At 73.4% G+C, this 26,884-nt stretch carries 23 protein-coding genes and 2 pseudogenes; 13 read left to right on the top strand and 12 right to left on the bottom strand.

Annotation, left to right across the window (positions count from 1 at the left end; all coding sequences use genetic code 11):
• Both ACZ4M5_RS04085 and ACZ4M5_RS04080 read left to right on the top strand, forming a co-directional pair.
• A partial coding sequence (locus ACZ4M5_RS04085; protein WP_467732800.1) for a cbb3-type cytochrome c oxidase subunit I occupies positions 1 to 990 on the top strand: 990 nt, incomplete at its 5' end.
• Positions 987 to 1,346, top strand: a complete 360-nt coding sequence (locus ACZ4M5_RS04080; protein WP_467732798.1) for a hypothetical protein — start codon at positions 987 to 989, stop codon at positions 1,344 to 1,346. The genes ACZ4M5_RS04085 and ACZ4M5_RS04080, both read left to right, overlap by 4 nt.
• A 212-nt stretch (positions 1,347 to 1,558) precedes the next feature.
• Here ACZ4M5_RS04080 and ACZ4M5_RS04075 read toward each other — a convergent pair whose 3' ends face one another.
• A complete protein-coding gene (locus ACZ4M5_RS04075) occupies positions 1,559 to 2,218 on the bottom strand; it encodes a TetR/AcrR family transcriptional regulator (protein WP_467732796.1) in 660 nt (219 codons plus the stop codon).
• A gap of 145 nt (positions 2,219 to 2,363) precedes the next feature.
• On the opposite strand from ACZ4M5_RS04075, the gene ACZ4M5_RS04070 reads away from it, so the two are divergent.
• Positions 2,364 to 3,617, top strand: coding sequence for a YncE family protein (locus tag ACZ4M5_RS04070; protein ID WP_467732794.1), 1,254 nt, complete (start codon positions 2,364 to 2,366; stop codon positions 3,615 to 3,617).
• A 305-nt stretch (positions 3,618 to 3,922) separates the two neighbouring features.
• On the opposite strand, the pseudogene ACZ4M5_RS04065 reads toward ACZ4M5_RS04070, so the two are convergent.
• Positions 3,923 to 4,117 (bottom strand): annotated as a pseudogene (locus ACZ4M5_RS04065) (GTP-binding protein); the annotation flags it as partial.
• Positions 4,118 to 4,208: 91 nt separating this feature from the next.
• On the opposite strand from ACZ4M5_RS04065, the gene ACZ4M5_RS04060 reads away from it, so the two are divergent.
• Positions 4,209 to 5,315: an XdhC family protein gene (locus tag ACZ4M5_RS04060; protein WP_467732792.1), complete on the top strand. Its 1,107-nt coding sequence runs from the start codon at positions 4,209 to 4,211 to the stop codon at positions 5,313 to 5,315.
• 54 nt (positions 5,316 to 5,369) lie between these two features.
• Here the strand turns inward: ACZ4M5_RS04060 and ACZ4M5_RS04055 are convergent, their stop codons facing one another.
• The 6 genes and pseudogenes from ACZ4M5_RS04055 to ACZ4M5_RS04030 all read right to left on the bottom strand — a co-directional run bounded on the left by ACZ4M5_RS04055 (position 5,370) and on the right by ACZ4M5_RS04030 (position 9,326).
• The gene (locus ACZ4M5_RS04055; RefSeq protein WP_467732790.1) at positions 5,370 to 5,903 is read right to left on the bottom strand and encodes a metallophosphoesterase family protein; all 534 of its coding nucleotides are present in this window, start codon (positions 5,901 to 5,903) and stop codon (positions 5,370 to 5,372) included.
• A gap of 106 nt (positions 5,904 to 6,009) precedes the next feature.
• Positions 6,010 to 6,813, bottom strand: a complete 804-nt coding sequence (locus tag ACZ4M5_RS04050) for a class I SAM-dependent methyltransferase (protein ID WP_467732788.1) — start codon at positions 6,811 to 6,813, stop codon at positions 6,010 to 6,012.
• On the bottom strand, positions 6,800 to 7,687 hold the full coding sequence (gene rfbD, locus ACZ4M5_RS04045) for a dTDP-4-dehydrorhamnose reductase (RefSeq protein ID WP_467732786.1): 888 nt from the start codon (positions 7,685 to 7,687) through the stop codon (positions 6,800 to 6,802). The genes ACZ4M5_RS04050 and rfbD overlap by 14 nt, the downstream gene beginning before the upstream one ends.
• Before the next feature lie 137 nt (positions 7,688 to 7,824).
• Positions 7,825 to 7,911 (bottom strand): annotated as a pseudogene (locus ACZ4M5_RS04040) (sugar phosphate nucleotidyltransferase); the annotation flags it as partial.
• 103 nt (positions 7,912 to 8,014) lie between these two features.
• Positions 8,015 to 8,197: a hypothetical protein gene (locus ACZ4M5_RS04035; RefSeq protein ID WP_467732874.1), complete on the bottom strand. Its 183-nt coding sequence runs from the start codon at positions 8,195 to 8,197 to the stop codon at positions 8,015 to 8,017.
• A gap of 193 nt (positions 8,198 to 8,390) precedes the next feature.
• Positions 8,391 to 9,326, bottom strand: a complete 936-nt coding sequence (locus tag ACZ4M5_RS04030) for a LysR family transcriptional regulator (RefSeq protein ID WP_467732784.1) — start codon at positions 9,324 to 9,326, stop codon at positions 8,391 to 8,393.
• A 151-nt stretch (positions 9,327 to 9,477) separates the two neighbouring features.
• Between ACZ4M5_RS04030 and ACZ4M5_RS04025 the strand changes: the two genes are divergently transcribed.
• On the top strand, positions 9,478 to 10,173 hold the full coding sequence (locus ACZ4M5_RS04025; protein WP_467732782.1) for a type 1 glutamine amidotransferase domain-containing protein: 696 nt from the start codon (positions 9,478 to 9,480) through the stop codon (positions 10,171 to 10,173).
• Between the two features lie 18 nt (positions 10,174 to 10,191).
• On the opposite strand, the gene ACZ4M5_RS04020 is transcribed toward ACZ4M5_RS04025, so the two are convergent.
• On the bottom strand, positions 10,192 to 12,651 hold the full coding sequence (locus ACZ4M5_RS04020; RefSeq protein WP_467732780.1) for a SpoIIE family protein phosphatase: 2,460 nt from the start codon (positions 12,649 to 12,651) through the stop codon (positions 10,192 to 10,194).
• Between the two features lie 224 nt (positions 12,652 to 12,875).
• Here ACZ4M5_RS04020 and ACZ4M5_RS04015 point away from each other — a divergent pair, with 224 nt between their 5' ends.
• Complete coding sequence (locus ACZ4M5_RS04015; protein WP_467732778.1) at positions 12,876 to 15,032, top strand: PP2C family protein-serine/threonine phosphatase; 2,157 nt, start codon at positions 12,876 to 12,878, stop codon at positions 15,030 to 15,032.
• Positions 15,033 to 15,143: 111 nt separating this feature from the next.
• Here the strand turns inward: ACZ4M5_RS04015 and ACZ4M5_RS04010 are convergent, their stop codons facing one another.
• A complete protein-coding gene (locus tag ACZ4M5_RS04010; RefSeq protein ID WP_467732776.1) occupies positions 15,144 to 16,472 on the bottom strand; it encodes a S1 family peptidase in 1,329 nt (442 codons plus the stop codon).
• Positions 16,473 to 17,123: 651 nt separating this feature from the next.
• Here ACZ4M5_RS04010 and ACZ4M5_RS04005 point away from each other — a divergent pair.
• The 4 genes from ACZ4M5_RS04005 to ACZ4M5_RS03990 all read left to right on the top strand — a co-directional run bounded on the left by ACZ4M5_RS04005 (position 17,124) and on the right by ACZ4M5_RS03990 (position 23,315).
• Positions 17,124 to 17,339, top strand: coding sequence for a type A2 lantipeptide (locus ACZ4M5_RS04005; protein WP_467732774.1), 216 nt, complete (start codon positions 17,124 to 17,126; stop codon positions 17,337 to 17,339).
• Positions 17,340 to 17,456: 117 nt separating this feature from the next.
• Positions 17,457 to 18,263, top strand: coding sequence for a hypothetical protein (locus tag ACZ4M5_RS04000; protein WP_467732772.1), 807 nt, complete (start codon positions 17,457 to 17,459; stop codon positions 18,261 to 18,263).
• Complete coding sequence (locus ACZ4M5_RS03995; RefSeq protein WP_467732770.1) at positions 18,260 to 20,488, top strand: NHLP family bacteriocin export ABC transporter peptidase/permease/ATPase subunit; 2,229 nt, start codon at positions 18,260 to 18,262, stop codon at positions 20,486 to 20,488. Before ACZ4M5_RS04000 ends, ACZ4M5_RS03995 begins: the two co-directional genes overlap by 4 nt.
• A 1-nt stretch (position 20,489) precedes the next feature.
• Complete coding sequence (locus ACZ4M5_RS03990; protein WP_467732768.1) at positions 20,490 to 23,315, top strand: NHLP bacteriocin export ABC transporter permease/ATPase subunit; 2,826 nt, start codon at positions 20,490 to 20,492, stop codon at positions 23,313 to 23,315.
• 14 nt (positions 23,316 to 23,329) lie between these two features.
• Here the strand turns inward: ACZ4M5_RS03990 and ACZ4M5_RS03985 are convergent, their stop codons facing one another.
• Together ACZ4M5_RS03985 and ACZ4M5_RS03980 are read right to left on the bottom strand one after the other, a co-directional pair.
• On the bottom strand, positions 23,330 to 23,857 hold the full coding sequence (locus ACZ4M5_RS03985; RefSeq protein WP_467732766.1) for an SRPBCC family protein: 528 nt from the start codon (positions 23,855 to 23,857) through the stop codon (positions 23,330 to 23,332).
• Between the two features lie 6 nt (positions 23,858 to 23,863).
• Positions 23,864 to 24,205: an ArsR/SmtB family transcription factor gene (locus tag ACZ4M5_RS03980; protein ID WP_467732764.1), complete on the bottom strand. Its 342-nt coding sequence runs from the start codon at positions 24,203 to 24,205 to the stop codon at positions 23,864 to 23,866.
• Between the two features lie 103 nt (positions 24,206 to 24,308).
• On the opposite strand from ACZ4M5_RS03980, the gene ACZ4M5_RS03975 reads away from it, so the two are divergent.
• From ACZ4M5_RS03975 to ACZ4M5_RS03965, 3 genes are all read left to right on the top strand, one after another.
• The gene (locus ACZ4M5_RS03975; RefSeq protein ID WP_467732762.1) at positions 24,309 to 25,316 is read left to right on the top strand and encodes a Ppx/GppA family phosphatase; all 1,008 of its coding nucleotides are present in this window, start codon (positions 24,309 to 24,311) and stop codon (positions 25,314 to 25,316) included.
• A gap of 31 nt (positions 25,317 to 25,347) precedes the next feature.
• Complete coding sequence (locus ACZ4M5_RS03970) at positions 25,348 to 25,536, top strand: hypothetical protein (protein ID WP_467732760.1); 189 nt, start codon at positions 25,348 to 25,350, stop codon at positions 25,534 to 25,536.
• Between the two features lie 334 nt (positions 25,537 to 25,870).
• Positions 25,871 to 26,878 carry an iron-containing redox enzyme family protein gene (locus tag ACZ4M5_RS03965; protein WP_467732758.1) on the top strand — a complete coding sequence of 336 codons (1,008 nt, stop codon included), beginning with the start codon at positions 25,871 to 25,873 and terminating at the stop codon, positions 26,876 to 26,878.
• Positions 26,879 to 26,884: the final 6 nt, after the last annotated feature.

The following is a 26,884-nucleotide window of genomic DNA, read 5'->3' as shown; positions in this document are numbered from 1 at the left end:
GCGCTGGAGGCGGACCGCAAGTTCGGCGCCCACATCTTCGACTCGGCCAACGGCGGAGCGTTGTTGTGGCAGCACTTGTTCTGGTTCTTCGGGCACCCAGAGGTGTACATCATCGCGTTGCCGTTCTTCGGCATCATCAGTGAGGTCATCCCGGTCTTCTCCCGCAAGCCGATGTTCGGCTACACGGGTCTGATCGGCGCGACCATCGCGATCGCGGGTCTGTCCGTGACGGTGTGGGCCCACCACATGTACGTCACCGGTGGTGTGCTGCTGCCGTTCTTCTCCTTCATGACGTTCCTCATCGCCGTCCCCACCGGCGTGAAGTTCTTCAACTGGATCGGCACCATGTGGCGCGGGAGCCTGTCGTTCGAGACGCCGATGCTGTGGGCGACCGGCTTCCTGGTCACGTTCGTGTTCGGCGGGCTCACCGGTGTGCTGCTCGCGTCGCCGCCCCTCGACTTCCACGTCTCCGACTCGTACTTCGTGGTCGCGCACTTCCACTACGTGGTCTTCGGGACGGTCGTGTTCGCGATGTTCTCCGGCTTCCACTTCTGGTGGCCCAAGTTCACGGGCAAAATGCTGGACGAGCGCCTGGGCAAGATCACCTTCTGGACGCTGTTCACCGGCTTCCACGGCACGTTCCTGGTCCAGCACTGGCTGGGTGCCGAGGGCATGCAGCGCCGGATCCCCGACTACCTCGCCGTCGAGGGCCTGACGACCCTCAACATGGTGTCGAGCGCCTTCTCGTTCCTGCTGGGCCTGTCCCTGCTGCCGTTCTTCTACAACGTCTGGAAGACCGCCAAGTACGGCAGGCCCGTCGGCGTCGACGACCCGTGGGGCTACGGACGCTCCCTGGAGTGGGCCACCTCCTGCCCGCCGCCGCGGCACAACTTCCTCGCCCTGCCCAAGATCCGCAGCGAATCCCCGGCGTTCGACCTGCACCGGCCGGAGGTCGCGGCCGAGGCCGGACGGGAGCTGACGCTCCGGTGACCGCGCGGGACGGCACCCCGCCGGACCTGCGGGCGTTCCACAACGACGTCCAGGGTCATCTGCTCGCCGCCGCCGCGCACCGGGAGGCACGCACGGCCGCCGCCAGGTGCGCCGCGACCCTCGACTGGCTGACCACGGCGCAACGAGCGGAGGTGGAACGGTGGTTCGCACAGGAGCATCTGGCGCTCACCCGCGCCTCGTGGCAGCGCACGGCCCGCCGCGGCGAGGAACTGCGGGCCGAGTACGAGGCCGTCTACCGCGCACTTCGCACGCGGCTCCTGGCCGGTCTGCTGCTCGCCGGAGCCCTGGTGGCCGGGGTCGGCTTCGTGCTGCTGCGGGCGGGTGGGCCGCACTGACACGGGCGATACCACGGCAGTGGCAACCCGCGTCGGCACTGCGGGCATCGTGTCCGCACCCGGACCACCCCGGCGTTCGGAACAGCCGGTCCGCCGCGCTCGGCCGGTCATGCCGGGGCGGCCCCGGGCGGCGGGGACCAGGGGGCGGGCCCGGCTGGCCGAAGCGGGGTGCGCCCGGGTAGCCGGGGCGGGTCCGGAGAATGGGTACCGTCTCAGCCACGCCCCTCCCACCCCGGTGGCCTGAGGATGGCCAGGAGCTGGCGCACCAGTTCGTCGACGACCTCGTCCAGGGTCGCGTCGACCCAGCCGGCGCTCCAGTCGTGCAGCAGGCCGTTGACGCTGCCGATGAAGGCCGTCGCCGCCAGCCGGTAGTCGCGGGGCGCCGCCTCGCCGCGGGCGGCCGCCGCGTCGGCCTCGGCGCAGATGAGGTCCACCCAGCCCGCCCGGCGGGCCAGCCGCTGTTCCTCCAGGCGCCGGCTGACGCCGATGATCTCCACGAACGTGATGCGGATCCGGCGCGGGTCGGCGGTGACGCTGCGCGCGTAGGCCCGGAAGATCGCCGTGACCCGCTCGGTGAGCGGCAGGTCCGCCGCACCCGCTGCCGCCTCCAGCACCGCCGCCTCCGCCCAGCCGTTGACCTGCAGGTGGAGTGCGGCGAGCACGTCCTCCAGGGTGTGGAACTCCTCGTAGAACTGACGGGTCGACAGTCCGGCCGCCTCGCTCAGCGCGGCGACTGTGGCGGCCCGGTAGCCGGGGGCGCCGCCGAAGAGCTGGAGCGCGGCGTCGAGGAACCGCCGGCGCCGCTCCGCCTGCCGTTCCGCGGCCGTCCTGCCGCCGTAACGGCCCGTCGGCGCTTTGAGTCTGCCCGGCACCCCGCTCTCCCTTCGTGGCCCGCTCACGATTTTGTCGTGTACGCGGTCTTGTGGAGAAGGCCGCCCCCTCCTTACTTTGCAGTAAGTTCACTGTGAAAGCGCGTGTGTTCAGATTCCTCACCCCACCGCAGAGGAGGGATCAGCCATGTCCGTCTCCCGACGACGGCACCTGTGCTCCCTGACCGCCGCCCTGGCCCTGACGGCCGCCGTTCCCGCGACCGCCGCGGCGGCGCCCCCGAGTTCGCCCGCCGCACTGCGCGAGGTGATGTTCGTGGGCAACAACTGGGACGGCACCGCCGATGTCATCGCGTCCAGTGGTGACTTCGGGAAGATCGGCCGGATCGACGTCGTCCCCGACAAGGAACAGCGGATGGCGGAGATCAACGCCAACCCCATCAAGTGGATCTACTTCATGGCGATCCGCAACAGCGTCGGCGAGGGGCACGACCAGTTCGTCGACGACATGTACTCCACCCCGGACGGCACGGCGATGGTGGTCTCCCGGCCGAGCTTCGCCGACGTCGTCTCCATCGACCTCGCCTCGGGTCGCATCAACTGGCGCTTCCCTGTGTCGGGTTACCGCTCCGACCACATGGCGGTCTCCCCCGACGGCAGGCGCGTCGCGGTGTCGGCGTCGACGTCCAACACGGTGCACGTCCTGGACATCGTCTCCGGCAGGGAGCTGGGCAGGTTCGCCACCGGCGACAAGCCGCACGAGAACATCTTCACCCAGGACGGCAAGTACATCTACAACATGGCGATCGGCGACGTGAACACCCAGACCGACGCCCCGTGGCTGGACTGGACGAAGGGCGACCGCCGCATCACCGTCGTCGACGCGACCACGTACAAGCAGGTCAAGGTCATCGACATGCGCCCGCAGCTGGACGCGCTCGGGCTGAAGGACTTCTCCGATGCGGTCCGGCCCGCCGTCTTCTCGCCGGACGAGTCCAAGCTGTACTTCCAGGTGTCGTTCTTCAACGGCTTCTTCGAGTACGACGTCGCCACCGGGAAGATCACCCGCACGAAGACCCTGCCGGAGAACCCCGCGACGAGCGACGACCGCACCACGTTCGTCAACGACTCGCGCCACCACGGCATCTCGATGAGTCCCGACGGCAGCAAGCTGTGCGTGGCCGGCACGATGGACGACTACGCCACGGTCATCGACCGGACGACGCTCCAGGAGGGCCCGCTGATCACCGCCGCCAAGCCCTACTGGGCCACGGTCAGCGGCGACGGCAAGTCCTGCGTGGTGTCGGAGAGCGGCACCGACCAGGTCACGGCCATCGACTTCGCCACCGGCAAGAAGGTCGTGTCCGTGCCGGTCGGCGACCATCCCCAGCGGGTGCGGCTCGCCCGTGTCCCGGCCGACTGGACGGGCCCCGGGGCCGGTTGACCGCTTCCGCCGTCTGTCGGTCACCAGCGGGGTGCGGCACCCGGACGTCCCGCACGGTGAGCGGCAGGCGGCGGCCGGCACCGCCGGCCGCCGGCGGGGTGGGGCATGCCTGCCCCGCTCGGGGACCGTGCCGTGCGCGGCGCCAGGCGCTGTGCACCGGGTGCGGGGACCACGACCGTCTCCAACGTCGGCGGGGCGAGGACGTGCTCTTACTCCTTGCCCGTTTCGCCGACCGGGTCGCCGATGCCGATGCCGGTCAGGCCGGTGACGCGGGCGATCTGCCCGGCGTCGACACGGTCCGCGCGGGTGCCGAGGCCGGTGACGGAGCCGAGGACGGTGATGCCGCGACGGCGCTCCGGCGCGAGGGTGTCGGTGCGGGTGCTGCCGTCGTCGACGCTGCCGATCCGGTCGATGACCCCGGCCGAATGGAGCAGCCGCTCGGTCGGGCTGGTCTCACCGGCGTCGGCATGGGCGAGGATGCCGAGGTCGAGCAAGGGCACGAAGCGTCATGTCCTTCGAGACGCTCCCGCGGGGCATCGGATTTGGTCGCCGCGGGGGTACCCGGGGGGCGGCCGAGGAGAGGAGCGGTTCGTGCGTGACGTGCTGCCGGTGCTCGGCCGCTGGTACGCGGCCGGGATCCCGTTCGGTCTGGCGACGGTCGTCGAGGTCAGCCGCAGCGCACCGCGCGAGGCGGGAGCCGCGATGGCGGTCGGGCCGGACGACGAGGTCGTGGGCAGCGTGTCCGGTGGCTGCGTCGAGGGCGCGGTGTTCGAGCTGGTGCGGGAGGCGGTGGCGGACGGTGAGGCCCGGCTGGAGACGTTCGGCTACAGCGACGAGGACGCCTTCGCCGTCGGGCTGACCTGCGGCGGCGAGATCACCGTGCTGGTGCGTCCCGTCACGCCCGCGCTGGACTCGGCCCTCGGCACGGTCGCGGACTGCGTCACGGCCGGCGAGCCGGTGACGCTGGCGACGGTCACCGGGGGGCCGGCGCGACGGGGTGCGACCCTCGCCGTCCGGCCCGGCTCGGTCTCGGGCACGCTCGGCGCGAGCGGGCTGGACGCGGCCGTGACCGCCGACGCCCGCGGTGAACTGGCCCTGGGCGCGGGCGGTCTGCGGCACTACGGGCCCCAGGGGCAGCGCCGCGAGGACTCCGTCGGGGTCTTCCTGCAGTCCTTCGCGCCGCCGCCGCGCATGCTGGTCTTCGGTGCGATCGACTACGCCGCGGCCGTGGCGCGGATCGGCCTGTTCCTCGGCTACCGCGTCACCGTCTGCGACGCCCGCCCGGTCTTCGCCACGCCCCGGCGCTTCCCCGAAGGGGTCGAGGTGGTCGCCGAGTGGCCGCACCGGTACCTGCGCGCCACGGACACCGACGAGCGCACGGTGGTCTGCGTCCTCACCCACGACCCCAAGTTCGACGTGCCGCTGCTGACCGAGGCGCTGCGCCGGCCGGCCGCGTACATCGGGGCCATGGGCAGCCGCCGTACCCATGCCGAGCGGGCGGAGCGGCTGGCCGCGGCGGGGCTGACACGGCGGGAGCTGGCGCGGCTGCGCTCACCGGTCGGGCTGGACCTCGGGGCGCGTACGCCGGAGGAGGTCGCGGTGTCCGTCGCCGCGGAGATCGTGGCGGTGCGCTGGGGCGGCAGCGGCGCTCCGCTCAGTGCGACACGGGGCGCCGTGCATCCGCCGGTCGACGGCTGAACCCACCGCACCGCCTCGGGCAGCAGCTCGCGGGTTCGTGTTCGTGGGGACGGTTCACTTCCCGCGGCCGAGCCGCGGCCGGTCCGGGGTGCGGGGCGGCAGGCGGTGGAGTTCCACCTCGCCGAGCCGGCCGTCGGCGACGGCGGCGGTCATGTACGTGCAGTGCGGCTGCCGGCGGCGGTCCGTCGGCGAGCCCGGATTGAGCAGGCGCAGACCGGAGGGGGCCGTGGTGTCCCAGGGAATGTGGCTGTGGCCGAACACCAGCACGTCGATGCCGGGGAACCGGGCGGCGCAGCGGGCCTCCCGCCCCTGCTTGGCACCGGTCTCGTGGATCACCCCGAAGCGCACCCCGCCGAGCTGCGCGTACGCCACCTCGGGCAGCCGCGCGCGCAACTCCGGGCCGTCGTTGTTGCCGTACACCGCGACGAGCCGCCGGCAGCGGTCCTCCAGCAGGTCGAGGGTGTCCGCGTCGACCCAGTCCCCGGCATGGAACACGACGTCGGCCCGCGGCAGTTCGTCCAGCAGGGCGGCGGGCAGCGCTTTGGCCCGCTTGGGCAGATGGGTGTCGGACATGAGCAGCAGACGCACGTCCTCAGCGTACGGCCGCCGCTGGAAGTCCGCCGGGGGCACGGCGTCCGGACGCACCACAGGCCCGGGCGCGTACGGCGTCCGGGCCTGTGGCGTGTCGGTGCGGTCAGCGGCTGACGCCGACCTGCTCCAGCGAGCGGCGCAGCGGCTCCCAGCCGATCCTGCGCGGCAGGCCGCGGTTACGGGCCTGGGTGAGCGGACCCCAGAAGCCCGCCTCCAGCAGGGCCTCGGGGCGTACGGCACCGGCCCGCTCCAGGATCGCCTCGGGCACCTTCTGCGGGTCGGGCACCTTGTACTCGGCCATGATCTCGTCGTACTTGTCGTGCAGCACCCGGTTGGCCGGGTCGGCGCCGAAGACGAGGAGCTGTCCGGTGGGGGCGGTGTCCACCAGGACGGTGACCAGGTCGGGGCGGTAGCGCGCCAGCACCTCGGTGATCTTGTAGACGTCGCCCGTCCAGGCGTCGGTGTGCCGGTCCCGGGCCGCCTCGTCGACGCTGCGCGGCAGCATGTCGTCCAGGACGATCACGCTCGACCAGTCGGAGTGCTTCTCGACGTTCATGAAGTCGCGCAGCGCGAACTCGAAGAGGTGCATGCCGTCGATGAAGGACAGGTCGAGCGTGGTGCGGCGCCAGTAGCCGATCGGGCTGCGGCCGCGGCGCAGGTTGCGCAGTGGGTGGCGGCCGCCCTTGAGGTGCTGCAGCGGGTTGTCCCGCGCGAAGAAGTCGTCGCTGGTGGCCTTCACCAGGTGGACGTCGCAGCGCAGTTCCGAGACGACCTTGAAGGCGGGGTCGATCGCGATGCTGGGCACGCGGGACAGCGTCAGGCTGCGCCCGTCGTTGACGCCGATCTCCAGGTAGTTCCGGTTGGCGCTGACCTTGTGCAGTTCCCGGAGGAACTCATGGCGTTTCACGAGGGAGACCTTCCTTGCGGATACGGGGCAGTGCTTCGTGCAGGGCGGCGCGCCAGTCGCGCGGCCGGGGCAGGCCGATCTCCGGCCACCGGCGGTGTGCGAGGGCGCTGTACGCCGGGCGGGGCGCGGGCCGCGGGAAGGCCGCGCTGCTCGTGGGGCGCACCCGGTCGGGGTCGGCGCCGATGAGGGAGAACACCTCGCGGGCCAGCTCGTACCAGCTGGCCTCGCCGCGGTTCGTGGCGTGGAAGACGCCGTGCCCGCCGGTCGCGAGCCGGGGGCCGAGGTCGGCGATCCGCTCGGCCACGTCGGCGCTCCAGGTGGGCTGGCCGCGCTGGTCGTCGACGACGTCGAGGGTGTCGCGGCGTGACTCCAGCTCGATCATGGTCCGGACGAAGTTGCGGCCGTGGGCGCCGTAGAGCCAGGCGGTGCGCACCACCGCGCTCGCGCCGGGCAGTTCCTCCAGCACCGCCTGCTCCCCGGCCAGTTTGGTGCGGCCGTAGGCGGTGCGCGGGCCCGTCGGGTGGTCCTCCGGGTAGGGGGTGGTGCGGGCCACCCCGGAGAAGACGTAGTCCGTGGAGACGTGGATCAGGCGCGCGCCGTGCGCGGCGCAGGCCCGGGCCAGCAGCCGCGGGCCGTCACCGTTGATCTCCCGCGCCCGCGCCTCGGCGGTCTCGGCGTCGTCGACGGCCGTGTACGCGGCGCAGTTCACGACCACGCCGGGGCCGTGCTCGCGCACCGTGGCGTCGACGGCGCGAGGGTTCGTGATGTCGAGGGCGGCGCGGTCGAGCGCGGTCACCGTCCCTCCGCGCCGGGTCAGTTCCTCGACGACGTCGCGGCCGAGCATGCCGCCCGCGCCGGTGACCAGCCACCTCATGCGTGTCCTCGGGCGCCGCGCCGCTTCAGCGGCTCCCCGCAGGCCCGTTCGTCCCGGCACCGGGCGACGGTCTGGGTGAGGCGGGTGGTGAAGTCGCGGCGCGCCCGCGCTCGTCGGGGGGCGCCGAGGGTACCGGTGGACACCGGCAGGAGCTGTCCGGCCGACGTGTGGGTGATCGGCCTCAGCCGTGCACCTGCGCCACCGGACAGCACGAGAGCCTTCATTGGGCTCACCTTAGTCGCGATCCGGCGGTTGTGAACATCACTTCGGCGGGTTGCCGACGTGCGGAGTTGCCCGGATCGTCACCGTGCGTTCGTCCGGTGGGGGTCAGTCCTCACCCCGGACTATGTTCCCTTCCGGCCCGGCGTGGGCCGCTCCTGCCGTGGCCCGGTCCTCGACGGCCGGCAGGCAGGTGCGCACCGGGCTCTTGCCGTGCAGGCGGCGTGCCGTCGACCAGCCGGTCTCAGGGTGGCGGGCGGCGGGTTTTTCGGGGAGGTCCATGGACGTCACGGCTCATCATCTTCCTTCTGTTTCCGCTCTCCTTCGGGTGTCCGGTGACGAACCGGGCAAACACGGGCGGTCCCCCTGCCCGCTCCCGGGGACGGGTCGCCGCTCCGACTGCCGTGCGGTGTCCGGCCGTTGGCTCGGTTCGCTCCCCGCCCCTCCGCCGCCGGCTCATCCGTGTCGGGGTGAGCCCGCCTCCTCACCAGTCACGGGCCGCTGCCAGCAGCCGGTCGCGGACGAGGACCACGTGCGGGTTGTCGGGGGTCCCGGGCCGCTGAACGAGGAAGCCGGTGTTGATCGGCACGTCCTCGGGGGCGTCGAGCAGGACGAGTGCGCCGGAGTCCAGCTCGGCCGCGCACAGGTAGCGCGGCAGCACACTGAAGCCGGCTCCCGCGGCGACCAGCGCGAGGACGGCCCGCAGGTCGGGCGCGGAGACGGCCGCGCGCCCGTTCAGACGGCGGCCGAAGACGTGCCGCCAGTAGCGCCGCACGATCGGCAGGTCCTCGGCGTACGCGATGAGCGGCACGTCGTGGAGGGCCGCGGGCCCCTCGGCGGCCAGGCGCTCGCGGACCCGGCCGGCCCACACGGGCGCGGCGACCAGGACGAACTCCTCGTCCGTCAGCGGCACCGCGGACAGGGTGCGGCCGCGCGGCCGGGCGGTGGAGACGACGAGGTCGTGGCGTCCGGCGCGCAGCTCCTCCAGGAGCGGTTCCGTCAGGCCCGTGGTGACGCGCAGCCGCACGCCGTCGGTGACGAGCGGGGCCAGGGCCGGCAGGGCGCGGGTGGCCAGCAGTTCGGCGGGGCCGGCCAGGTGGACCGGCTCGGCGGTCGCCTCGCGTCGCCGCCCGTGACCGGTCGCCTCGGCGAGCGCGTCGAGCGGGGCGGCGACACGGGCCGCGAGTTCGTGGGCGACCGCGGTGGGGGCGACGCCGCGGTGCAGGCGTTCGAACAGCTCCCGGCGGGTCTGCCGCTCCAGCGAGCGGATCTGGGTGGTGACGGTCGGCTGGGACAGGCCGAGCAGCTGTCCCGCGGCCGTGAAGGAACCGGACCGGTAGACGGCCAGGAAGGTCCGCAGGAGGTTGAGGTCGGGCTGGGCGGGCGCACCGGCGGAGCCGACGGGGTCGAGAGGCTTCACGAGAGCCGACGGTACCGCTCGGTGCCATGAAAATTCCTATGGCAGGTATGGAAAGTTCCATTGGAAGGCTGGGGGTTCGCGGTCCTACGGTCGTCAGTGTCCGAGTCATCGCCGCGGTGTCCGACCGCGGCTCGTATCCCTGGAGTCCCCCATGTCGAAGATCCTCTTCGTCGTCACCGGCGCCGACACCTGGACCCTGGCCGACGGCACCGCCCACCCGACCGGCTTCTGGGCCGAGGAGGTCGTCGCGCCCTACGAGGCGTTCCGGGACGCCGGCCACGAGGTCGTCGTGGCCACACCCGGTGGCGTCGTGCCCACCGTCGACCGCGCGTCGCTCGCCCCGGAGGTGAACGGCGGCCGGGAGAACGCCGACCGGATCGCCGCGGCGCTCGCGTCCTTCTCCGGGCTGCGCCACCCCGTGCGGCTGGAGGACGTCCGGGTGGAGGAGTTCGCGGCCGTCTTCTACCCCGGCGGCCACGGCCCGATGGAGGACCTGGCCGTGAACAGCGACTCGGGGCGGCTGCTCGCCCGGGCCCTGGAAGCGGGGATGCCGCTCGGCGTGGTCTGCCACGGACCGGCCGCGCTGCTGGCCGCCGTCGGGCCCGACGGGGCGAACGCGTTCGCCGGACACGAGGTCGCGGCGTTCACCAACGCCGAGGAGATCCAGGGCGGTCTGGCCGACCGTGCGCCCTGGCTGCTCCAGGACCGCCTCACCGAGGCCGGCGTGCTCGTCCGCGCCGGTGAGCCCTGGGCGCCGCACGTGGTCACCGACGGCAACCTGGTCACCGGCCAGAACCCGGCGTCCTCCGCGCCGCTGGCGCAGGAGCTGCTGAAGCGGCTGGGCTGATCCGCGGGCCGGGCGCGCTCAGCGGCCCAGCGGCAGCTCCGCCCACACCTGCTTGCCGCCGCTGACCGGCAGCGTCCCCCAGGTGGCCGACAACGACTCGACGAGCAGGATCCCGCGGCCGCCGGTGGCCTCCCAGCCGATGCTCCTCGGCCGTACCGGGGTGCGCGGGGAGGCGTCGGCGACGGCGATGCGCAGGCGGTCGTCGATCAGGGTGAGGTCCATGCGGACCTGCCCGTCCGTGTGCACCAGGGCGTTGGTGACGAGTTCGGAGACCACGAGGAGGGCGGCGTCGTAGTCCTCGGTGACGCCCCAGGAGCGCAGCGTGCGCCGGGCGAAGCGGCGGGCGTGCCCGACCGCCTGGGGCACCCGCCAGACCGTCCAGCTCTCCCGCAGCGGGCGCAGGTCCATGCCGTCGTAGCGCAGCAGGAGCAGGGCCACGTCGTCGCTGCGCGGGGCGTTGCCGAGGAGGGCGTCGGCGACGAGTCCCAGGTCGGTGGGGTCGGTGCCGGCGAACTGCGCCGCCAGGTGGGCCATGCCCTCGTCGATGTCCGACTCGGGCGTCTCCACCAGCCCGTCCGTGGCCAGGGCGATGAGCGTGCCGGGCTGGAGGCGGAGCGGGCTCATCGGGTACTCGGCCTGGGTGATCACGCCGAGCGGTGGGCCGCCCTCGGCCTCCGCGATCTCGGTGCGGCCGTCCGGCTGGCGGAGCACGGGCGGCAGGTGCCCGGCGCGCACGCACCAGGCGGCGCCCTCCTCCAGGTCGAGGTCGACGTAGCAGCAGGTGGCGAACAGCTCGCTCTCCATGTCCATCAGCAGCCGGTTGGCGTGCCCGACCACCACGTCCGGCGGGTGCCCCTCGACGGCGTAGGCGCGCAGTGCCGTGCGCATCTGGCCCATGAGCGTCGCCGCCCCGGCGCTGTGCCCCTGGACGTCGCCGATGACGAGGGCGACGTGGTGGTCGGGGAGCGGGATGACGTCGTACCAGTCGCCGCCCAGTTCCAGCCCTGCCGTGCTGGGCAGGTAGCGGGCGACGGCCACCGCACCGGGCAGCCGGGGCAGGCGGCGGGGAAGCAGCTGGCGCTGCAGCATGCCGACCAGTTCGTGCTCGGCGTCGAAGGCCCGGGCCCGCATCAGGGCCTGCCCGGCGAGTCCGGCGCAGGCGGTGAGCAGGGCGCGTTCGTCGGAGCCGAAGTCGTGCGGGGTGTCCCAGCCGATCAGGCAGGCGCCGGCCATGCGGTTCCCGGCGGGCAGCGGCAGGACGGCGAGGCCGCCGGGACCGACCTCGGCAAGCGAGGGCTCGAGGGGGCTGCCCGCGGGCCAGCTGCGGGCCCGGCCCTCGCGCAGCGCGGCGGCCAGGGTCGGCATGGAACGCACGGGCGCGTCGGGCCACTCGCCGCGCCACTCCGTGCGCCACACCTCGGGCCAGGCCTCGGGTTCGGGCGGGTCGAGGACGGTGACGACCAGCCGGTCGCCCTCCAGCTCGGCGAGCGCGATCCGGTCGGCCCGCAGCGGGCGGCGCAACGCGGCGACCACGGCCCGGCCGACGTCGCGGACGGTGACGGCGGTGGCCAGGGCGGCGGCGAGGCGCTGGACGCGGGCCACGTCGGTGACGTCGGAGCGCAGCGTGGACACGTCCGCGACGGTGCCGACGAGCCGGGCGGGACGGCCGTCCCCGCCGGGCACCAGGCGCCCGCGCAGCCGCAGCCACTTCGGCGGCCCGGTGGGCTGGAGCACCCGGAACTCCAGCTCCCGGTCGCCGATGGACATGTGGTCGGCCTCCACGACCGACATCAGCGACGGAAGGTCCTCCGGCACGGCCAGCCCGAGCAGGGTCTCCACCCGGCCGTCGAACGCGGCGGGGTCCAGTCCGAACAGGGCGAGCAGATCGTCCCCGACGCGGACGCGTCCGCTGTCCATGGCGAGGCTGAACGCGCCCGGCGGCAGCTCCGCGCCCTCGGCGGGGGCCGTCGGGGCGGTGAGGCCGACCGCGTCCGCGACCCGCTCCAGGCAGGCCCGGTCCTCGGCGTCGAACCCGCCGGCGTGTTCGGTCACGGCGAGCAGGCAGCCGCCCTCGTCGGCGCCGGAGGCCGGCAGCGGCAGGGCGAGGAGGTGGAAGTCCCCGGAGGCCACGCGCCGCGCCTCGGCGTGGCCGGCCAGGTCCACCGGGTCCAGCACGACCGGCCGTCCCGTGCGATGTGCCTCGGCGACCGGGGACCGTCCGGCGCGCGGATAGCTGTCGCGCAGTCCGTACAGGGTCCGCGGCGCTCCGGCCGACTCCACCAGGCACAGCAGTTCGCCCTCGTTGCCGGGGGCGTACACGGTGGCGAGAACCGCACCCGCGTAGACCAGGGCCTGTTCGAGGACGCGACGCACCCGTTCGGGTGACTCCTGATCGGCCGCGATCGCCTGAAGGGCACCTTCGACACGCGAGGTTCGCGTTCCGCGTTCTGGGGCGCCCTGACTGACCACGTTGGCCATTACAGCGCTTATGAGACCCCTGCGCAGCCCCTGTGGGCGGTCCGTGGAAGGGCGTCGCGGACGCCGCCGCCGGGGGGCACCGGACACGTCGTCGCGCCGGGTGCGCGGCAGGAGGGTCTCGGGTGGGCCGCGAGCCGGGGCCGGCGCGGCACGGTTCGTCGTGCGGGACGGCCCGCCAGGGGGCAGATTTGTTCTGGGCCCGGCCGCCAGGCCGGTGCGAGGAGGTGGTCGGCGTGTCCGACGGTGAGGCGTCCCCGCAGGCGCCGGCAACCGCCAGGATGCCGGTCGGACGCCCCCTGCTGTCGCTCGCGCTGGCCTCGATGATGGACGAGGTGCACGCCCACTCCGGCGCGGTCTACCTGCTCGCACGGGACCAGCCGGTGCTGGAGATGGCGGTGATGGCCGGTCTGCCCCGGGCGTTCGCCGCACCCTGGGAGCGGGTGGGGCTGAGCGCGCCCATCCCGGTGGCCGACGCGGCCCGCGAGCGGCGTCTGGTCTGGGTGGGCGGCGAGGAGGAGATGGCCCGCCGCTACCCCCGCATCGCCATGGTCCTGCCCTACCCGTTCGCGCTGGCGGCCGTGCCGATCGCCACCGACTCCACCGTCTACGGCGCGGTGTTCGTGACCTGGCCGGGGGCGCACCCGCCGCAGCTGTCCGACCACGAGCGCGACCATCTGACGGCGGCGTGCGGCCGGCTGGCCGTACGGCTGCAGCGGGCCGCCGAGCACAGCGTCCCGCCGCACCCCGAGACGGATCTGGTGGCCGCTCCCCTGGTGGGCGGCATGGCGGGCTCGCTGGGCACGGTCGAGGCGGCCCGGATGGTCGGCCGGCTGCCCTACGGCCTGGTCTCCCTGGACCTGCACGGCCGGATCGGCTTCGTCAACGCGGCGGCGGCCGAGCTGCTGAACGTCCCCGTCAGCCGGTTGCTGGGCACCCAGTTGTGGGCGTCGGTGCCCTGGCTCAACGACCCGGTGTACGAGGACCGTTACCGGGCCGCCCTGATGAGCCAGCACAGCACCTCGTTCGTGGCGCTGCGCCCGCCCGGCGAATGGCTGTCCTTCCGGCTCCACCCGAGCACCACCGGTCTGAGCGTACGCATCACCCGGTCCCGGGCCGTGTCCGAGATGAACCGCACGGTGCCGCCGCCGGAGGGGACGCCCTCCCGGCTGGTCACCATCTCTCAGGTGCTGAACCTGGCGGGCGCGCTCACCGAGGCGGTCGGGGTGCAGGACGTGGTGCAGCTGGTCGCCGACGAGATCGCCCCGGCCGTCGGCAGCCAGGCCCTGGTGCTGCTGGGGTCGCGGGCGAACCGGATGCAGGTGCTCGGGCACCGCGGGTATCCGGACGCGCACGTGGTGGAACGGTTCGACGGCCTGCCCCTGACCGAGTCGACGCCCGGCACCCAGGTGCTGCGGACCGGCGTGCCCGCCTTCTTCGAGTCGCAGGAGCAGCTGGAGCGCCTGTACCCGGCGCGCCACGCCACTCCGGACGGATTCGCGGCGTGGGCCTACCTGCCGCTGATCGCGCAGGGCCGGCCCGTGGGGACCTGTGTGCTCTCCTACGCCGAGCCGCACCCCTTCCCGACCGAGGAACGGGCGATCATGACCAGCCTGGCCGGGCTGATCGCCCAGGCGCTGGAGCGCGCGCTGCTCTACGACGCCAAGCACCGGCTCGCGCACGGCCTGCAGGAGGCGCTGCTGCCGCACTCGCTGCCCGCGCTGCCCGGCATCGAGGCCACCGGCCGCTACCTGCCGGCCACCCGGGGCATGGAGATCGGCGGTGACTTCTACGACCTCGTGGGCAGCCAGGGCCTGGCCGCGGCGGTGATCGGCGACGTGCAGGGCCACAACGTCACCGCGGCCGGGCTGATGGGGCAGGTGCGTACCGCGGTGCGCGCGTACACCACCGTCGGCCAGGCGCCCGAGGAGGTCATGCGCAGCACCAACCAGCTGCTGCTGGACCTGGGTTCCGACCTGTTCGCCAGCTGCCTGTACCTGCGGCTCGACCCGGCGCACGGCCGTGCGGTGATGTCCCGGGCCGGGCACCCGCCGCCGCTGCTGAGACGCCCGGACGGCCGGGTGCGCGTCCTGGACCTGGCCGGCGGCCCGCTCCTCGGCATCGACGCCTCCGCGGTGTACCCGACGACGGAGGTCGCCCTGCCGCCCGGCTCGCTGCTCGTCCTCTACACCGACGGGCTGGTGGAGTCGCCCGGCACGGACTTCGAGGACGCCCTGGCGGACCTGGGCAGGCGGCTGACCGAGGCGGGGGACCTGCCGCTGGACGAACTGGCCGACCGTCTCGTGCGCGAGGTCCGGCACGAGGTGGACGGCGACGAACGCCTCGACGACATCGCCGTGTTGCTGATCAGGGCGGTCGGCTAGGGACGGCCCCGCCACGTCCGGGCCGGAACGCCGACGGGCCGGTCCGGTCGCCGCCGTGGGAAGGGGGCGGGTCCGGACCGGCCGTGCGGGAGGGGTGGGGGTGGGCGGCGTTTACCGGGACTCGGTCAGCTCGGAGTGGTCTCCGGCCCCCCGGCCCGCGTCCTGACCCGCGCCGGCCTCCTGGCCCGCGCCCGCCTCCTGACCGGCACCGGCGTCGTTCCCGGCGCCCGCCTCCTCGCCTGCTCCGGCTTCCTGGCCGGTACCGGCCTCGTCACCGGCCTCGTCACCGGCGCCCGCGTCGCCGCCCGCTCCGGCACCGCCGCCCGCACCGAGGGTCGCGCCGACCGCCTCCAGGGCGGTGGTCACCGGCTGGAAGAACGTCTCGCCGCCCGCCGTGCAGTCGCCGCTGCCGCCGGAGGTCAGGCCGATGGCGAGACCGTCCTGGGTGAACAGCGAGCCGCCGCTGTCGCCGGGCTCGGCGCACACGTCGGTCTGGATGAGCCCGGTGACGGTGCCCTCGGGGTAGTTCACCGTGGCGTCGAGACCGAGGACCTGGCCGTCGTTGAGCCCGGTGGTGCTGCCCATCCGGAACACCTGCTGGCCCACGGTCGCCTCGGCGGCCCCGCTGATCTGGACGGTCTGGTTCCCCGTGTCGACCTCGCTGGGCGCCTGGGTCGCCGGGTCGTCGTACTTCACGAGTGCGAAGTCGCCGTTGCCCGGGAAGGTCGACTGGTCGACCGTGGCGATCGGTGCGCCGCCCTGTGTGTCGGACCACTCGTTGCCGCCGAGCGTGCAGTGACCGGCCGTCAGGAAGGCCGGGGATCCGTCGCCCGCGGTGACGTTGAAGCCGAGGGAGCAGCGCGAGCCGCCGGCGAAGATGGCGTCGCCGCCGGAGACGAACGGCTTGAAGGTGCCGGAGGACTTCTTCAGGGTCGCCATGCCGGCGCCGAGGCCGCGCACGGTGGACTCCAGCCGGTTCCACTTGGCACCGGTCACGGTGCTGTCGGCGGTCACGAGGAGCTTGTTGGTGCGCGGGTCGATCGACCACGAGGTGCCCGCGATGGTCGCCTCGGACTTGAGCGTCGACGCCCCGTCCTTCAGCTCGGACCAGCTGTTGTCCACCTCGCGGACCTGCGCGCCGGCGGCCTTGGCCTGCACGATCACGTTGTTGTCGTCGCCCGGTACGACGTTGACGACGAGCTGCCGGCTGTCGCCGTCGTAGTAGGAGCCGCCGAACGCCTCTCCGAGGAGACCGGACAGCTGCGCGGCGAGTTCCGAGGCGTCGCCCGCCTTCAGGGTCCTGGGCGCGGCCGCCGCGTCGCCGGACGAACCGTCCTGCGAGGCGTTGGCGTTGGGGAGCAGGATCGCTGCCGCGCCGAGCGCCACCACGCTGCCCGCCGCTATCGCGGCCTTGCGCTTCGGGATTCGCTTGTGACTCAAACTTCTCTCCTCCTGGGGGACGGAGCGGTGCCGCCGTCCGGCAGCGTCTTGGGGGCGCCTGGATGGCTGTTGGTACGCAGCGGCCGCGCGGGGCGTTCAATCCCGATTGCAAGTGGTCCCCTCGGCCCCGGAATCGGCCGGCTCTCCCGTCGTGACGGCCTTTCAGCGGACCGCGCCGCCACCCCGCCGCGCGGCACGACGGTCCGTGCCCGTCCGGCAACGCTGTGTCGTGAAAGCTAAGTTGAATCCCGGCTTCCGCGAATCTGCACATCGCATGCTCAACCCGGTCACCGTGCGCCGGGTTGTCCACAGGCGGGATGGGGCGCTCACGCCTTTGGGGCGGGAGTGCCGGATTCGCCGTCGCACGGCGCAAGGGCCGGAATGCGCCGATGCCGTGGGGCATGTGAAGAAGTCGCCGTCGAGCCGTGCACGGATCTGCACGGGCGAGAGCCTCCGGTCCACAAGTTGCCTGGTGAGGCGGTTGATTGATTGGAAGCCCGCGCCTGCGGCGTGCTTTGATCCATCGCACCGCGGGGGCCGCGGAGGGCGTCCGGAAACGTGCGCCCGGCACTCGTGGTCGCGGCCGTCGTCTGTCCCCAGAGGGGGCCGCTCCCCCCTTGATGAGTTATCCATACGAAGGGAAGTTCCATCATGAACTCCACCCCCCAGGTTGAGACCGTCGAGATCGCCGACGCCGAGCTCGACGCCGTTTCCGGCGGCCTGTCCGTGAACGCCGTGAACACCGTCACCGACACGGTGAACGGCATCGCTCCGGTCGCCGGCCTCATCGACACGGCCGTCGGCACCGTCGAGGGCGTCACCGGCCTGAACACGGCCCCGGTCACCAACCTGGTCGCCGGTCTCTGATCGAGCCCCAGTGCCGTTGACTCCCGGAGCCGCAGCCGGCGGTTCCGGGATCTTCGGCTGCCGTGACCGCCCCCGTCACGGCCGCCAGTACCTCTTCTACGGGTGAGGGAAGTTCCCTTGCAGTTCCGCCAACAGGCCCTCGCCAAGCTCCAGTCGCCGGAGGAACTCGACCTGCCGGTGCGTTTCGCACGCCCGCAGGGCTGGCTCGTGCTGTCCGTGACGCTGGTGGTGATGGCCGCCGCCGCGGTGTGGGCGGTGACCGGGTCGGTGGCCTCCACCGTGTCCGCGCCCGCCGTGCTCACGCACGGGCAGGGCAGTTACGTCCTGCAGAGCCCCGTCACGGGGCAGGTCACCCAGGTGCTCACCGAGCAGGGCCGGCGGCTGCCCGCCCGCTCCCCCGTGCTCAAGGTCCGTACCGCACAAGGGGAGGCCGTGGTGCGCACCCTCGACGCCGGGCGGGTCTCGGCGCTCGCCGCGACCGCCGGGCAGATCATCCGCACCGGCGCGGACGTCGCCGCCGTGGAGAAGGTCGCCCACTCCTCGGACCCGCTCAGCGCGACCGTGTACGTCCCCGCCCAGAACGCCGCGTCCATCCCCGACGGCGCCGCCGTCGACCTCACCGTGCAGTCGGTGCCGACCCAGGAGTACGGCGTGCTGCGCGGCCACGTGAAGTCGGTGGACCGCTCGGCGCAGTCCCCCCAGCAGATCGCCGCGTTCCTCGGTGACAGCCGGCTCGGCGAGCAGCTCAGCGAGAAGGGCAGGCCGGTGGCCGTCACGGTGACGCTGGACAGGTCGTCCGCCACGAAGAGCGGCTACCGGTGGTCCTCCGCCGACGGGCCGCCCTTCCGGCTGGAGTCCATGACGCAGGCCTCCGCCTCGATCCGGTTGAGCGACCAGCGTCCCGTCGACTGGCTGCTGCCGTGAGCGCGACCGCACAGCGCAGGAAGGGCGGCGGGCGCCGCGCCGCGCCGCCCGCGCGCAAGGTGCCGAAGGCCGCGGCGAGGACCGTCCGCACCCCTACCGTGCTCCAGATGGAGGCCGTCGAGTGCGGCGCCGCCTCGCTGGCGATGGTGCTCGGCCACTACGGCAAGCACGTACCGCTGGAGGAACTGCGCATCGCCTGCGGTGTCTCCCGCGACGGCTCGCGCGCCAGCAACCTGCTGAAGGCGGCCCGTTCCTACGGCCTGACCGCCAAGGGCATGCAGATGGACCTGGCCGCCCTCGCCGAGGTGACCGCGCCCGCCGTCCTGTTCTGGGAGTTCAACCACTACGTCGTCTACGACGGCATGGGCCGGCGCTTCGGCCGCCGCGGCGTGTACATCAACGACCCCGGCAAGGGCCGCCGGTTCGTCCCCATGGAGGACTTCGACGGGAGTTTCACCGGCGTCGTGCTGGTGATGGAGCCCGGTGAGGGCTTCACCCGGGGCGGGCGCAGGCCCGGGGTCCTGGGCGCGATGCCGGCCCGGCTGCGCGGTACCGCGGGCACCCTGCCGGCCGCCGTGCTGGCGAGTCTGCTGCTGGTGGCGGTCGGCGCCGCCGTGCCCGCGCTCAGCCGCACCTACATCGACGAGTTCCTGATCGGCGGCAAGACCTCGCTGCTCGGGGTGCTGTTCACGTCGATGACGGCGTGCGTGCTGCTGACCGTGGTGCTGACCTGGTTGCAGCAGGCCAATCTGCTGCACGGCCGGATCATCTCCTCCACGCTCTCCAGCGCCCGCTTCCTGCGCCATCTGCTGCGGCTGCCGGTGACGTTCTTCTCCCAGCGCAGCCCGGCCGACCTGGTGCAGCGGCTGCAGTCCAACGACGCCGTGGCCGAGACCCTGTCCCGTGACCTGGCGGCGGCGGGCGTCGACGCGATCGTCGTCGTGCTGTACGCGGTCCTGCTGTACACCTACGACCCGCAGCTGACGTTCGTCGGCATCGGCGTGGCCCTGCTGAACATCGTCGCCATGCGGGTCGTCGTACGGCTGCGCGCCACCCGCACCGCGAAGCTGCGCGCCGACACGGCCCGGCTCACCAACACCGCCTACACCGGGCTCCAGCTCATCGAGACGATGAAGGCCACCGGCGGCGAGGACGGCTACTTCCGCAAGTGGGCCGGGCAGCACGCGACCACGCTGGAGGAGCAGCAGCGGCTGGGGGTGCCGAGCGCCTGGCTGGGCGTGGTCGCGCCGACGCTCGCCACCCTGAACAGCGCGCTGATCCTCTGGATCGGCGGCATGCGCGCCGTCGAGGGCCACATCTCGGTCGGCCTGCTGGTCGCCTTCCAGGCGCTGGTCACGCGCTTCACCGCGCCGCTGACCCGGCTGAACGGCGTGGCGGGCCGTATCCAGGACTTCGCCGCCGACGTGGCCCGGCTGAAGGACGTGGAGAACTTCCAGGCCGACCCGCTCTACGGGCGGCCCGGCGCGGGCGAGTCGACGCGGCGGCTGCAGGGCCATGTGGAGCTGGAGAACATCACCTTCGGCTACAGCCCGCTCGACAAGCCGCTGCTGAGCGGCTTCGACCTGACCGTCGGACCCGGGCAGCAGGTGGCGCTGGTCGGCGGCTCGGGCTCCGGCAAGTCCACGGTGTCCCGGCTGATCTCCGGGCTGTACGCGCCGTGGGAGGGCGTGATCCGCATCGACGGGCAGCGCATCGAGGACATCCCCCGCGGGGCGTTGGCCGCGTCCGTCTCCTTCGTCGACCAGGACGTGTTCCTGTTCGAGGGCACGGTCCGCGACAACGTGGCGCTGTGGGACCCGTCCGTCCCGGACGAGGCGGTGGAGGACGCGCTGCGCGACGCCGCCCTGGACGACGTGGTCGCACGCCGCCCGGGCGGCATCCACAGCAGGGTCGAGCAGGACGGGCGGAACTTCTCCGGCGGGCAGCGCCAGCGTCTGGAGATCGCGCGGGCGCTGGTGCGCCGCCCGAGCATCCTGGTGCTCGACGAGGTGACGAGCGCGCTGGACGCGGAGACCGAGCTGGTCGTGATGGACAACCTGCGCCGGCGCGGCTGCGCCTGCGTGGTGATCGCGCACCGGCTCAGCACCGTGCGCGACAGCGACGAGATCGTCGTCCTGGAGCACGGCACGGTCGTGGAGCGGGGACGGCACGAGGACCTGGTGGCGCGCGGCGGCGCCTACGCGGCACTGGTCAGGGAGCGGTGAGATGACGGCCGTTCACGAAGGGCACCACGGCGACCTGGTGCTGGGTGCGTTCGGGCAGCTGGGTTCGCGCGTCGACTGCGCCGGGTTCACCCGCCTGGACCTCGAGGGCCCGCAGGTGCTGTGGCTGGTCGTGTCCGGGGAGCTGGACCTGTTCGCGGTCGACGCCGGGCAGCAGGGCCACTGGCACCACCTCGGACGGCTGGAGGCCGGGTCGCTGGTGCTCGGACCGGTGGCGGGCCCGCAGCACACGCTGGTGGCCCGGCCGCTGCGGGACTGCGTGGTGCACCGCATCGGCCTGCGCGAGCTGTACCAGCCGGCGAACACCGCGACCTGGTCCTACGACGAGTACGGCACCCCGCAGTACGTGCCGCCGACGACGAGTCCGCTGGAGTACGCGCTGGCCCTCGGGGTCGGCCGCAGTCTGTCGATCCTCTTCCAGGCGCCGATGGCCACCGAGCGGGCCGCCGCGCCCACCGACGACGACGTGTTCTGGATGCAGGTCCCGCCGGGCAGCGTGCAGTACGGCTCCCTGTACGGGGCCGAGGCGGCGGCGGGCCTGCTGATGGACCCCGCGTTGTGGCAGTCCATGGTGGACCAGCAGTACCGGCTGCTGACCACGCTCGACCGCTGGATCGAGCAGCTGGAGCGCACCCACGAGACCCGCACCGCCGAGGGCATCAAGGCCGGTGAGGCGGTGCGCGCCGAGGCCGACCGGACCCTGCTCGCGTCCATCGGCGGGCGCTCCGCCCGGACGCCCACCGCCGCGGACGCCGACGCGACGTACGCGGCGTGCAGGCTGGTCGGGCGGGCGGCGGGCATCCCCCTCACCGAGCCCACCCAGAAGGGAACGGGCGGGGACCGCCTCGACCCGGTGGAGCAGATCGCCCTGGCCTCCCGCGTCCGCACCCGGGCGGTGCGGCTGGACGGCCGCTGGTGGCGGGACGACGTGGGGCCGCTGGTCGGCCGGCGGGCCCTGTCGGGTGCGCCGGTGGCACTGCTGTGGCGGCGCGGCGGCTACGTGGCGGTGCACCCGTCGACGGGCCGTGAGACGCCGGTCGAGAAGGCCAACGCCGACGAGTTCGAGCCGCGGGCGGTGATGTTCTACCGTCCCCTGCCCGAGCGGGGGCTCGGGCCGCTGGGGCTGCTGCGGTTCTGCGTGCGGGGCATGCGCGGTGATCTGACGGCCCTGCTGCTCAGCGGCCTGGTCACGGTGGCGATCGGGGCGCTGGTGCCCCTCGCCACGGGCAAGGTGCTCGGCGAGTTCGTGCCGAGGGCGCAGACCGGGCTGATCGTGCAGGTGTGTCTGGCGGTGATGCTGAGCAGCGTGGTCGCCGCCGCCTTCATGCTGCTGCAGAACCTGACCATCCTGCGGCTGGAGGGCCGGATCGAGGCCACGCTCCAGCCGGCCGTGTGGGACCGGTTGCTGAGGCTGCCGACGACGTTCTTCACCGAACGCTCCACGGGCGAACTGGCCAGCGCGGCCATGGGCATCAGCGCCATCCGCAGACTGCTGGCGGGCGTCGGGCCGACCGTCGCCCAGTCGGTGACGGTCGGGGCGATGAACCTGGGGCTGCTGTTCTGGTTCAGCGTGCCCATGGCGATGGCCGCGATCGGCGTGCTCGTCGTCGTCGCGGCCGTGTTCCTGGGGCTGGGGCTGTGGCAGGTGCGCTGGCAGCGGCGGCTGGTGGTGCTGTCGAACAAGCTGAACAACCAGGCGTTCCAGACCCTGCGGGGCCTGCCCAAGCTGCGGGTGGCGGCGGCGGAGAACTACGCCTACGCCGCGTGGGCGTCCCAGTTCGCGCGCAGCCGGGAACTCCAGCAGAAGGTGGGCCGGATCAAGAACGTCACCTCGGTGCTGGGCGCGGTGTACCTGCCGCTGTGCACCCTGCTGATGTTCATGCTGCTGGCCGGTCCGGCCCGCGGCTCGATGTCGGCGGCGGCGTTCCTGACGTTCAACACCTCGGTGACGATGCTGCTGACCTCCGTGACCCAGCTGACCGGCGCGTTCGTCTCCGCGGTGGCGGCGCTGCCGCTGTTCGAGGAGATCAGGCCGGTGCTGGACGCCACACCCGAGGTGCGGGCAGCGAGCACCCGGCCGGGTCCGCTGACCGGCGCGATCGAGGCCCGGCGGGTGTCCTTCCGGTACACGGACGACGGTCCGCTGGTGCTGGACGAGGTGTCGTTCGAGGCGCGGCCGGGCGAGTTCGTGGCGATCGTCGGCCCGAGTGGCTGCGGCAAGTCGACCCTGCTTCGCCTGCTGATCGGTTTCGACCGTCCCGTGTCCGGCAGTGTGCTGTACGACGGTCAGGACCTGGCGGCTCTGGATCAGTCGGCGGTGCGCCGCCAGTGCGGTGTGGTGCTGCAGCACGCGCAGCCGTTCACCGGCTCGATCCTGGACGTCATCTGCGGCACCGAGGCGTACACGCCGGAGGAGGCGATGGCGGCGGCCGAGATGGCGGGCCTGGCCGAGGACATCAAGCGGATGCCGATGGGCCTGCACACCATCGTCTCCGGCAGCGGAGCGGTCTCCGGCGGCCAGCGCCAGCGGCTGATGATCGCCCAGGCGCTGATCCGCCGGCCGCGCATCCTGTTCTTCGACGAGGCGACCAGCGCCCTCGACAACGAGACGCAGCGCACCGTCATCGAGAGCACCAAAGCCCTCAACGCCACGCGCGTCGTCATCGCGCACCGGCTGTCCACCGTGCTGGACGCCGACCGGGTGGTGGTGATGGAGGACGGCAAGGTCGTCCAGCAGGGCCCGCCCGCACAGCTGCTCGCCGAGACCGGCGGCCGGCTGCACGAGCTGGTGCGCCGCCAGATGGCGTGACGTCTCAGTCCTGTTCAGTCCTGCCCGGGGACCGGGGCGCCGGACGGGAGCCCGGCGGCGACGTACGCCTCGTAGAGCCCCTTCCATGGTGCCTCGGCCCCGGCGTGGGGCCCGGGGTGGTCCTCGCCGCGGGCCCGGGCGTCCAGTGCGGCCAGGCAGAGCTCCCAGCCCGCGCCGTTGCGGGCGGCGGTGTCCTCGGCCATGAGGACGTTCGTGAGGGTGAAGCGGGTGCGCCCGTCCTGTGCCGCCTCCAGGTCGAAGTGCACCTCGTCCCCGCTCCACTCGAACGACAGGTGCCGGGGCGGGTCCACGGCGATCACCCGGCCCGTGGAGTCCGCCAGGTGCGGATCGCCGCTGAAGGTCACGGCGCCCCCGGGACGCAGCTCGATCTCGGCGCGGGAGGGGAACCAGCGCTCCAGCTCGTCCGGGTCGGTGACGAACGCCCAGACAAGCTCGACGGGGTGGTCGTAGAGGCGGGTGAAGCGGACGGCGGGGCGCCCGTCGTCCAGAGTCAGGTAGGTACCGGTCACGTCGGCGGTCATGGTGGATCAGTCCTTCGGTGCGGGCGGCCCGGACGGCCGGTCCGCCCGGTCGAGGCGGCGGCCCAGGGCGTCGAGGCTCTCGTTCCAGAGCTTGCGGTAGGGGGCGAGCCAGGCGTCGAGCGCGGCGATGGGGGCCGGGTCCAGGGCGTGGACCCGGCGCTGCGCGTCCTGCCGCACCCGGACCAGGCCCGCATCGCGCAGCACCCTCAGGTGCTTGGAGGCGCTGGGCTGGCTCAGTCCGCACCGCTCGGCGATCTCCCCGACGGGCCGGGGCCCCTCCAGGAGCAGCGCGACGATGGCCCGCCGGTGGGGATCGGCGAGCGCGGTCCACAGGGCGGCGTCGGACATGGCACCGACTATGCCTCGCCGGTTATATGCCAGTCAAGGAATACAAGAGGGCTCGGCGAGGGTGACCCTGTTGGCACGCCCGGTAAGTGGGTACCCACCGGCCATGCGGATCAGCGTGGTGGACGTGGGATCGAACACGGTCAGACTCATGGTCGCGGACGCGGTGGGCGGAGTCCCGCTGCCCGTGCACACCGCCAAGTGGCGGCTGAGGCTGTCCGAGCAGGTCCCGCACGGGGGAGCCATCCCGGAGCAGGCCGTGGAGTCGCTGGTCGACGCGGTCGCCGAGGCCGGCCGGACCGCCGCCCGCTGGGGCGCGGGCGGGCCGCCGGCCTTCGCCACCGCCGTGGTGCGCAACGCGCCGAACCGGCAGGAGGTGCTGCACGCCGTGCGGTCCCGGACCGGTGTCGACCTGTGCACCCTGCCCGGCGAGGTCGAGGCCGAGCTGACGTTCCTCGGGGCGCGGCGGTGGATGGGCTGGCGGTCGGGGCCGCTCGCCCTGCTCGACATCGGTGGCGGCACCCTGGAGGTCGCCTTCGGGCGCGGCCGGCTCCCCGACTTCGTGGCGTCCCTGCCCCTGGGCGCGCGGCGGCTCACCCACGACTTCTTCGAGGACGAGGATCCGCCGTCGCCCGAGCGGGTGCGCCGGTTGCGCCGCAAGGTCCGCCACGAGCTGCGGGACGTGGCGGCCCGGATCCGCTGGGAGGGCCCGCGCACCGCGGTCGCCACCTCCCGCACCTTCCAGCAGCTGGGACGGTTGTGCGGCGCGGCCCCCGGCCGCCGGGGCCCGTTCGTCGACCGGGAGCTGAGCCGCGCGCAGCTGCGCGAGGCCATCGGCCGGCTGGCCGCCCTGCCCGCCGCCGAGCGGGCCGCCCTGCCCGGCATCTCCGCGCCGCGGGCCGCCCAGAGTCTGGCCGGCGCGGTCGTGGGGCACACGGCGATGAAGCTGAGCGGCATCAAGTCCGTGACGGTGTGCCCCTGGGCGATCCGCGAGGGCGTGCTGCTGCGGCACATCGAGGACGGGCCGTCCTGGTGGGCCGAGGTGGCACGGCGGGAGGAGGCACCGGCTCCCGCCGAGGCGGTGCCGCTGCGCATCGCCACCGCCTCGCAGTGAACGACGGAGAACGACGCAGAAAGGAGAACCCGTGTCCCACGACAAGCACGGCGACAGCTCGGGCGAGAAGCCCGAGACGGCACTCGAAGAGGTCATGAGCGAGATCGAGGACGCCGAGACGCGCACGCACGACGACGCCCGGCAGCGGCGCCACCGGGGCGAGGCCGGCGAGGCCATCACCCCGAACGCCCGCGCCCAGGAGGAGTCCGAGGGCGACTGAGCGGGATCACGGGCCCGGGCCCGGGCCGGCCGGACGCATCCGTCCGGACCGACCCGGGCCCGCGCGTGTCCGCGGGCACGGCGAGCAGGCGATCGGCGGACGTCCGCCGCTGCGCGCGGCCAGCCGGGGGCCGGGCGTGAGGCCGGTACTGCCGCTGCGGCGGACCGCCGGAAACGGGGCGCGAGCGGCACCGCCGCCCCAGGAGCCCGCCCGACCGCGGCCGGCTGCCCCCGTCGGCATCCACCGGGGCCGTGAACGCCGCGTCGGAGCCCCGGGACCGTGGGCGGGCCCGCGCCGCGGGTGACCTTGGGCCCCGGGCGGGTACCCGGAGGCCATGGAGCACGAAGGACCACGACTGCCCACCCCACGCGGCCCCCTGAGCCGGGGTGTCGAGGCATATCTGCGGGGCGCCGGCCGGCTGCCCCGCCTGGAGGAGGTCGCCCGCGCCGAGGTGTACGGCGACGACCTCCAGCTCGCCCTCTATCTGTGCTACGAGCTGCACTACCGCGGGTTCGCGGCCGTGCCGCCCGAGCGCGAGTGGGACCCGGACCTGCTGCGCGTCCGCGCGGCGATGGAGCACCGGTTCCTGTCCGCGCTGCGCTCCGACGCCCAGGTGCACGACAGCGTCGACGACGCCCTGGCCCCTCTCCTGGTCGAGCCGGTCGACGGCAAGGGCGTCAGCCACTTCCTGCGCGACGAGGGCGAACTGTGGCACCTGCGCGAGTACGCGGCCCAGCGCTCCCTGTACCACCTGAAGGAGGCCGACCCGCACGCCTGGGTGCTGCCGAGGCTGTGGGGCCGGGCGAAGGCGGCGATGGCCGCCGTCGAGTTCGACGAGTGGGGCGGCGGCCGCGCGGACCGCGTCCACGCCCGCCTGTTCGCGGACCTGATGACGGACCTCGGCCTGGACACCACCTACGGCCGCTACCTCGGTGCCGCCTCCGCCGAGGCCCTGGTCACGGTGAACATGATGTCCCTGTTCGGCCTGCACCGCAGCCTGCGGGGCGCCCTCGTGGGCCACTTCGCGGCGGTCGAGATCACCTCCTCCCCCGGCTCGCGACGGCTCGCCGAGGCCATGCGCCGGGCAGGCGCCGGATCGGCCGCCCAGCACTTCTACGACGAGCACGTGGAGGCCGACGCGGTACACGAGCAGATCGTGCGGCACGACGTCATCGGCGGGCTGCTGGAGCAGGAGCCGTACCTGGCCGCGGACATCGCCTTCGGCATCGACGCCACCGAGTTCGTCGAGGAACGCTTCGGCGCCCGCCTGCTGTCCCACTGGCGCGACTCACGCTCGTCACTGCGGGAACCGCTGGCCCGGGAAGTGACTCATATCTCCTGAGCAGGG

Source organism: Streptomyces sp. NPDC026246 (assembly GCF_055567995.1).
This window is presented reverse-complemented; position numbering and strand designations above follow the sequence as displayed.

What these genes read in the sequence shown, in the direction of transcription:
- ACZ4M5_RS04070 (WP_467732794.1), top strand. Translation starts at nt 2,364, where the DNA reads ATGTCCGTCTCCCGACGACGGCACCTGTGCTCCCTGACCGCCGCCCTG.
- rfbD (WP_467732786.1), bottom strand. Translation starts at nt 7,687, where the DNA reads ATGAGGTGGCTGGTCACCGGCGCGGGCGGCATGCTCGGCCGCGACGTC.
- ACZ4M5_RS04025 (WP_467732782.1), top strand. Translation starts at nt 9,478, where the DNA reads ATGTCGAAGATCCTCTTCGTCGTCACCGGCGCCGACACCTGGACCCTG.
- ACZ4M5_RS04020 (WP_467732780.1), bottom strand. Translation starts at nt 12,651, where the DNA reads ATGGCCAACGTGGTCAGTCAGGGCGCCCCAGAACGCGGAACGCGAACC.
- ACZ4M5_RS04005 (WP_467732774.1), top strand. Translation starts at nt 17,124, where the DNA reads ATGAACTCCACCCCCCAGGTTGAGACCGTCGAGATCGCCGACGCCGAG.
- ACZ4M5_RS03990 (WP_467732768.1), top strand. Translation starts at nt 20,490, where the DNA reads ATGACGGCCGTTCACGAAGGGCACCACGGCGACCTGGTGCTGGGTGCG.
- ACZ4M5_RS03985 (WP_467732766.1), bottom strand. Translation starts at nt 23,857, where the DNA reads ATGACCGCCGACGTGACCGGTACCTACCTGACTCTGGACGACGGGCGC.
- ACZ4M5_RS03980 (WP_467732764.1), bottom strand. Translation starts at nt 24,205, where the DNA reads ATGTCCGACGCCGCCCTGTGGACCGCGCTCGCCGATCCCCACCGGCGG.
- ACZ4M5_RS03975 (WP_467732762.1), top strand. Translation starts at nt 24,309, where the DNA reads ATGCGGATCAGCGTGGTGGACGTGGGATCGAACACGGTCAGACTCATG.
- ACZ4M5_RS03965 (WP_467732758.1), top strand. Translation starts at nt 25,871, where the DNA reads ATGGAGCACGAAGGACCACGACTGCCCACCCCACGCGGCCCCCTGAGC.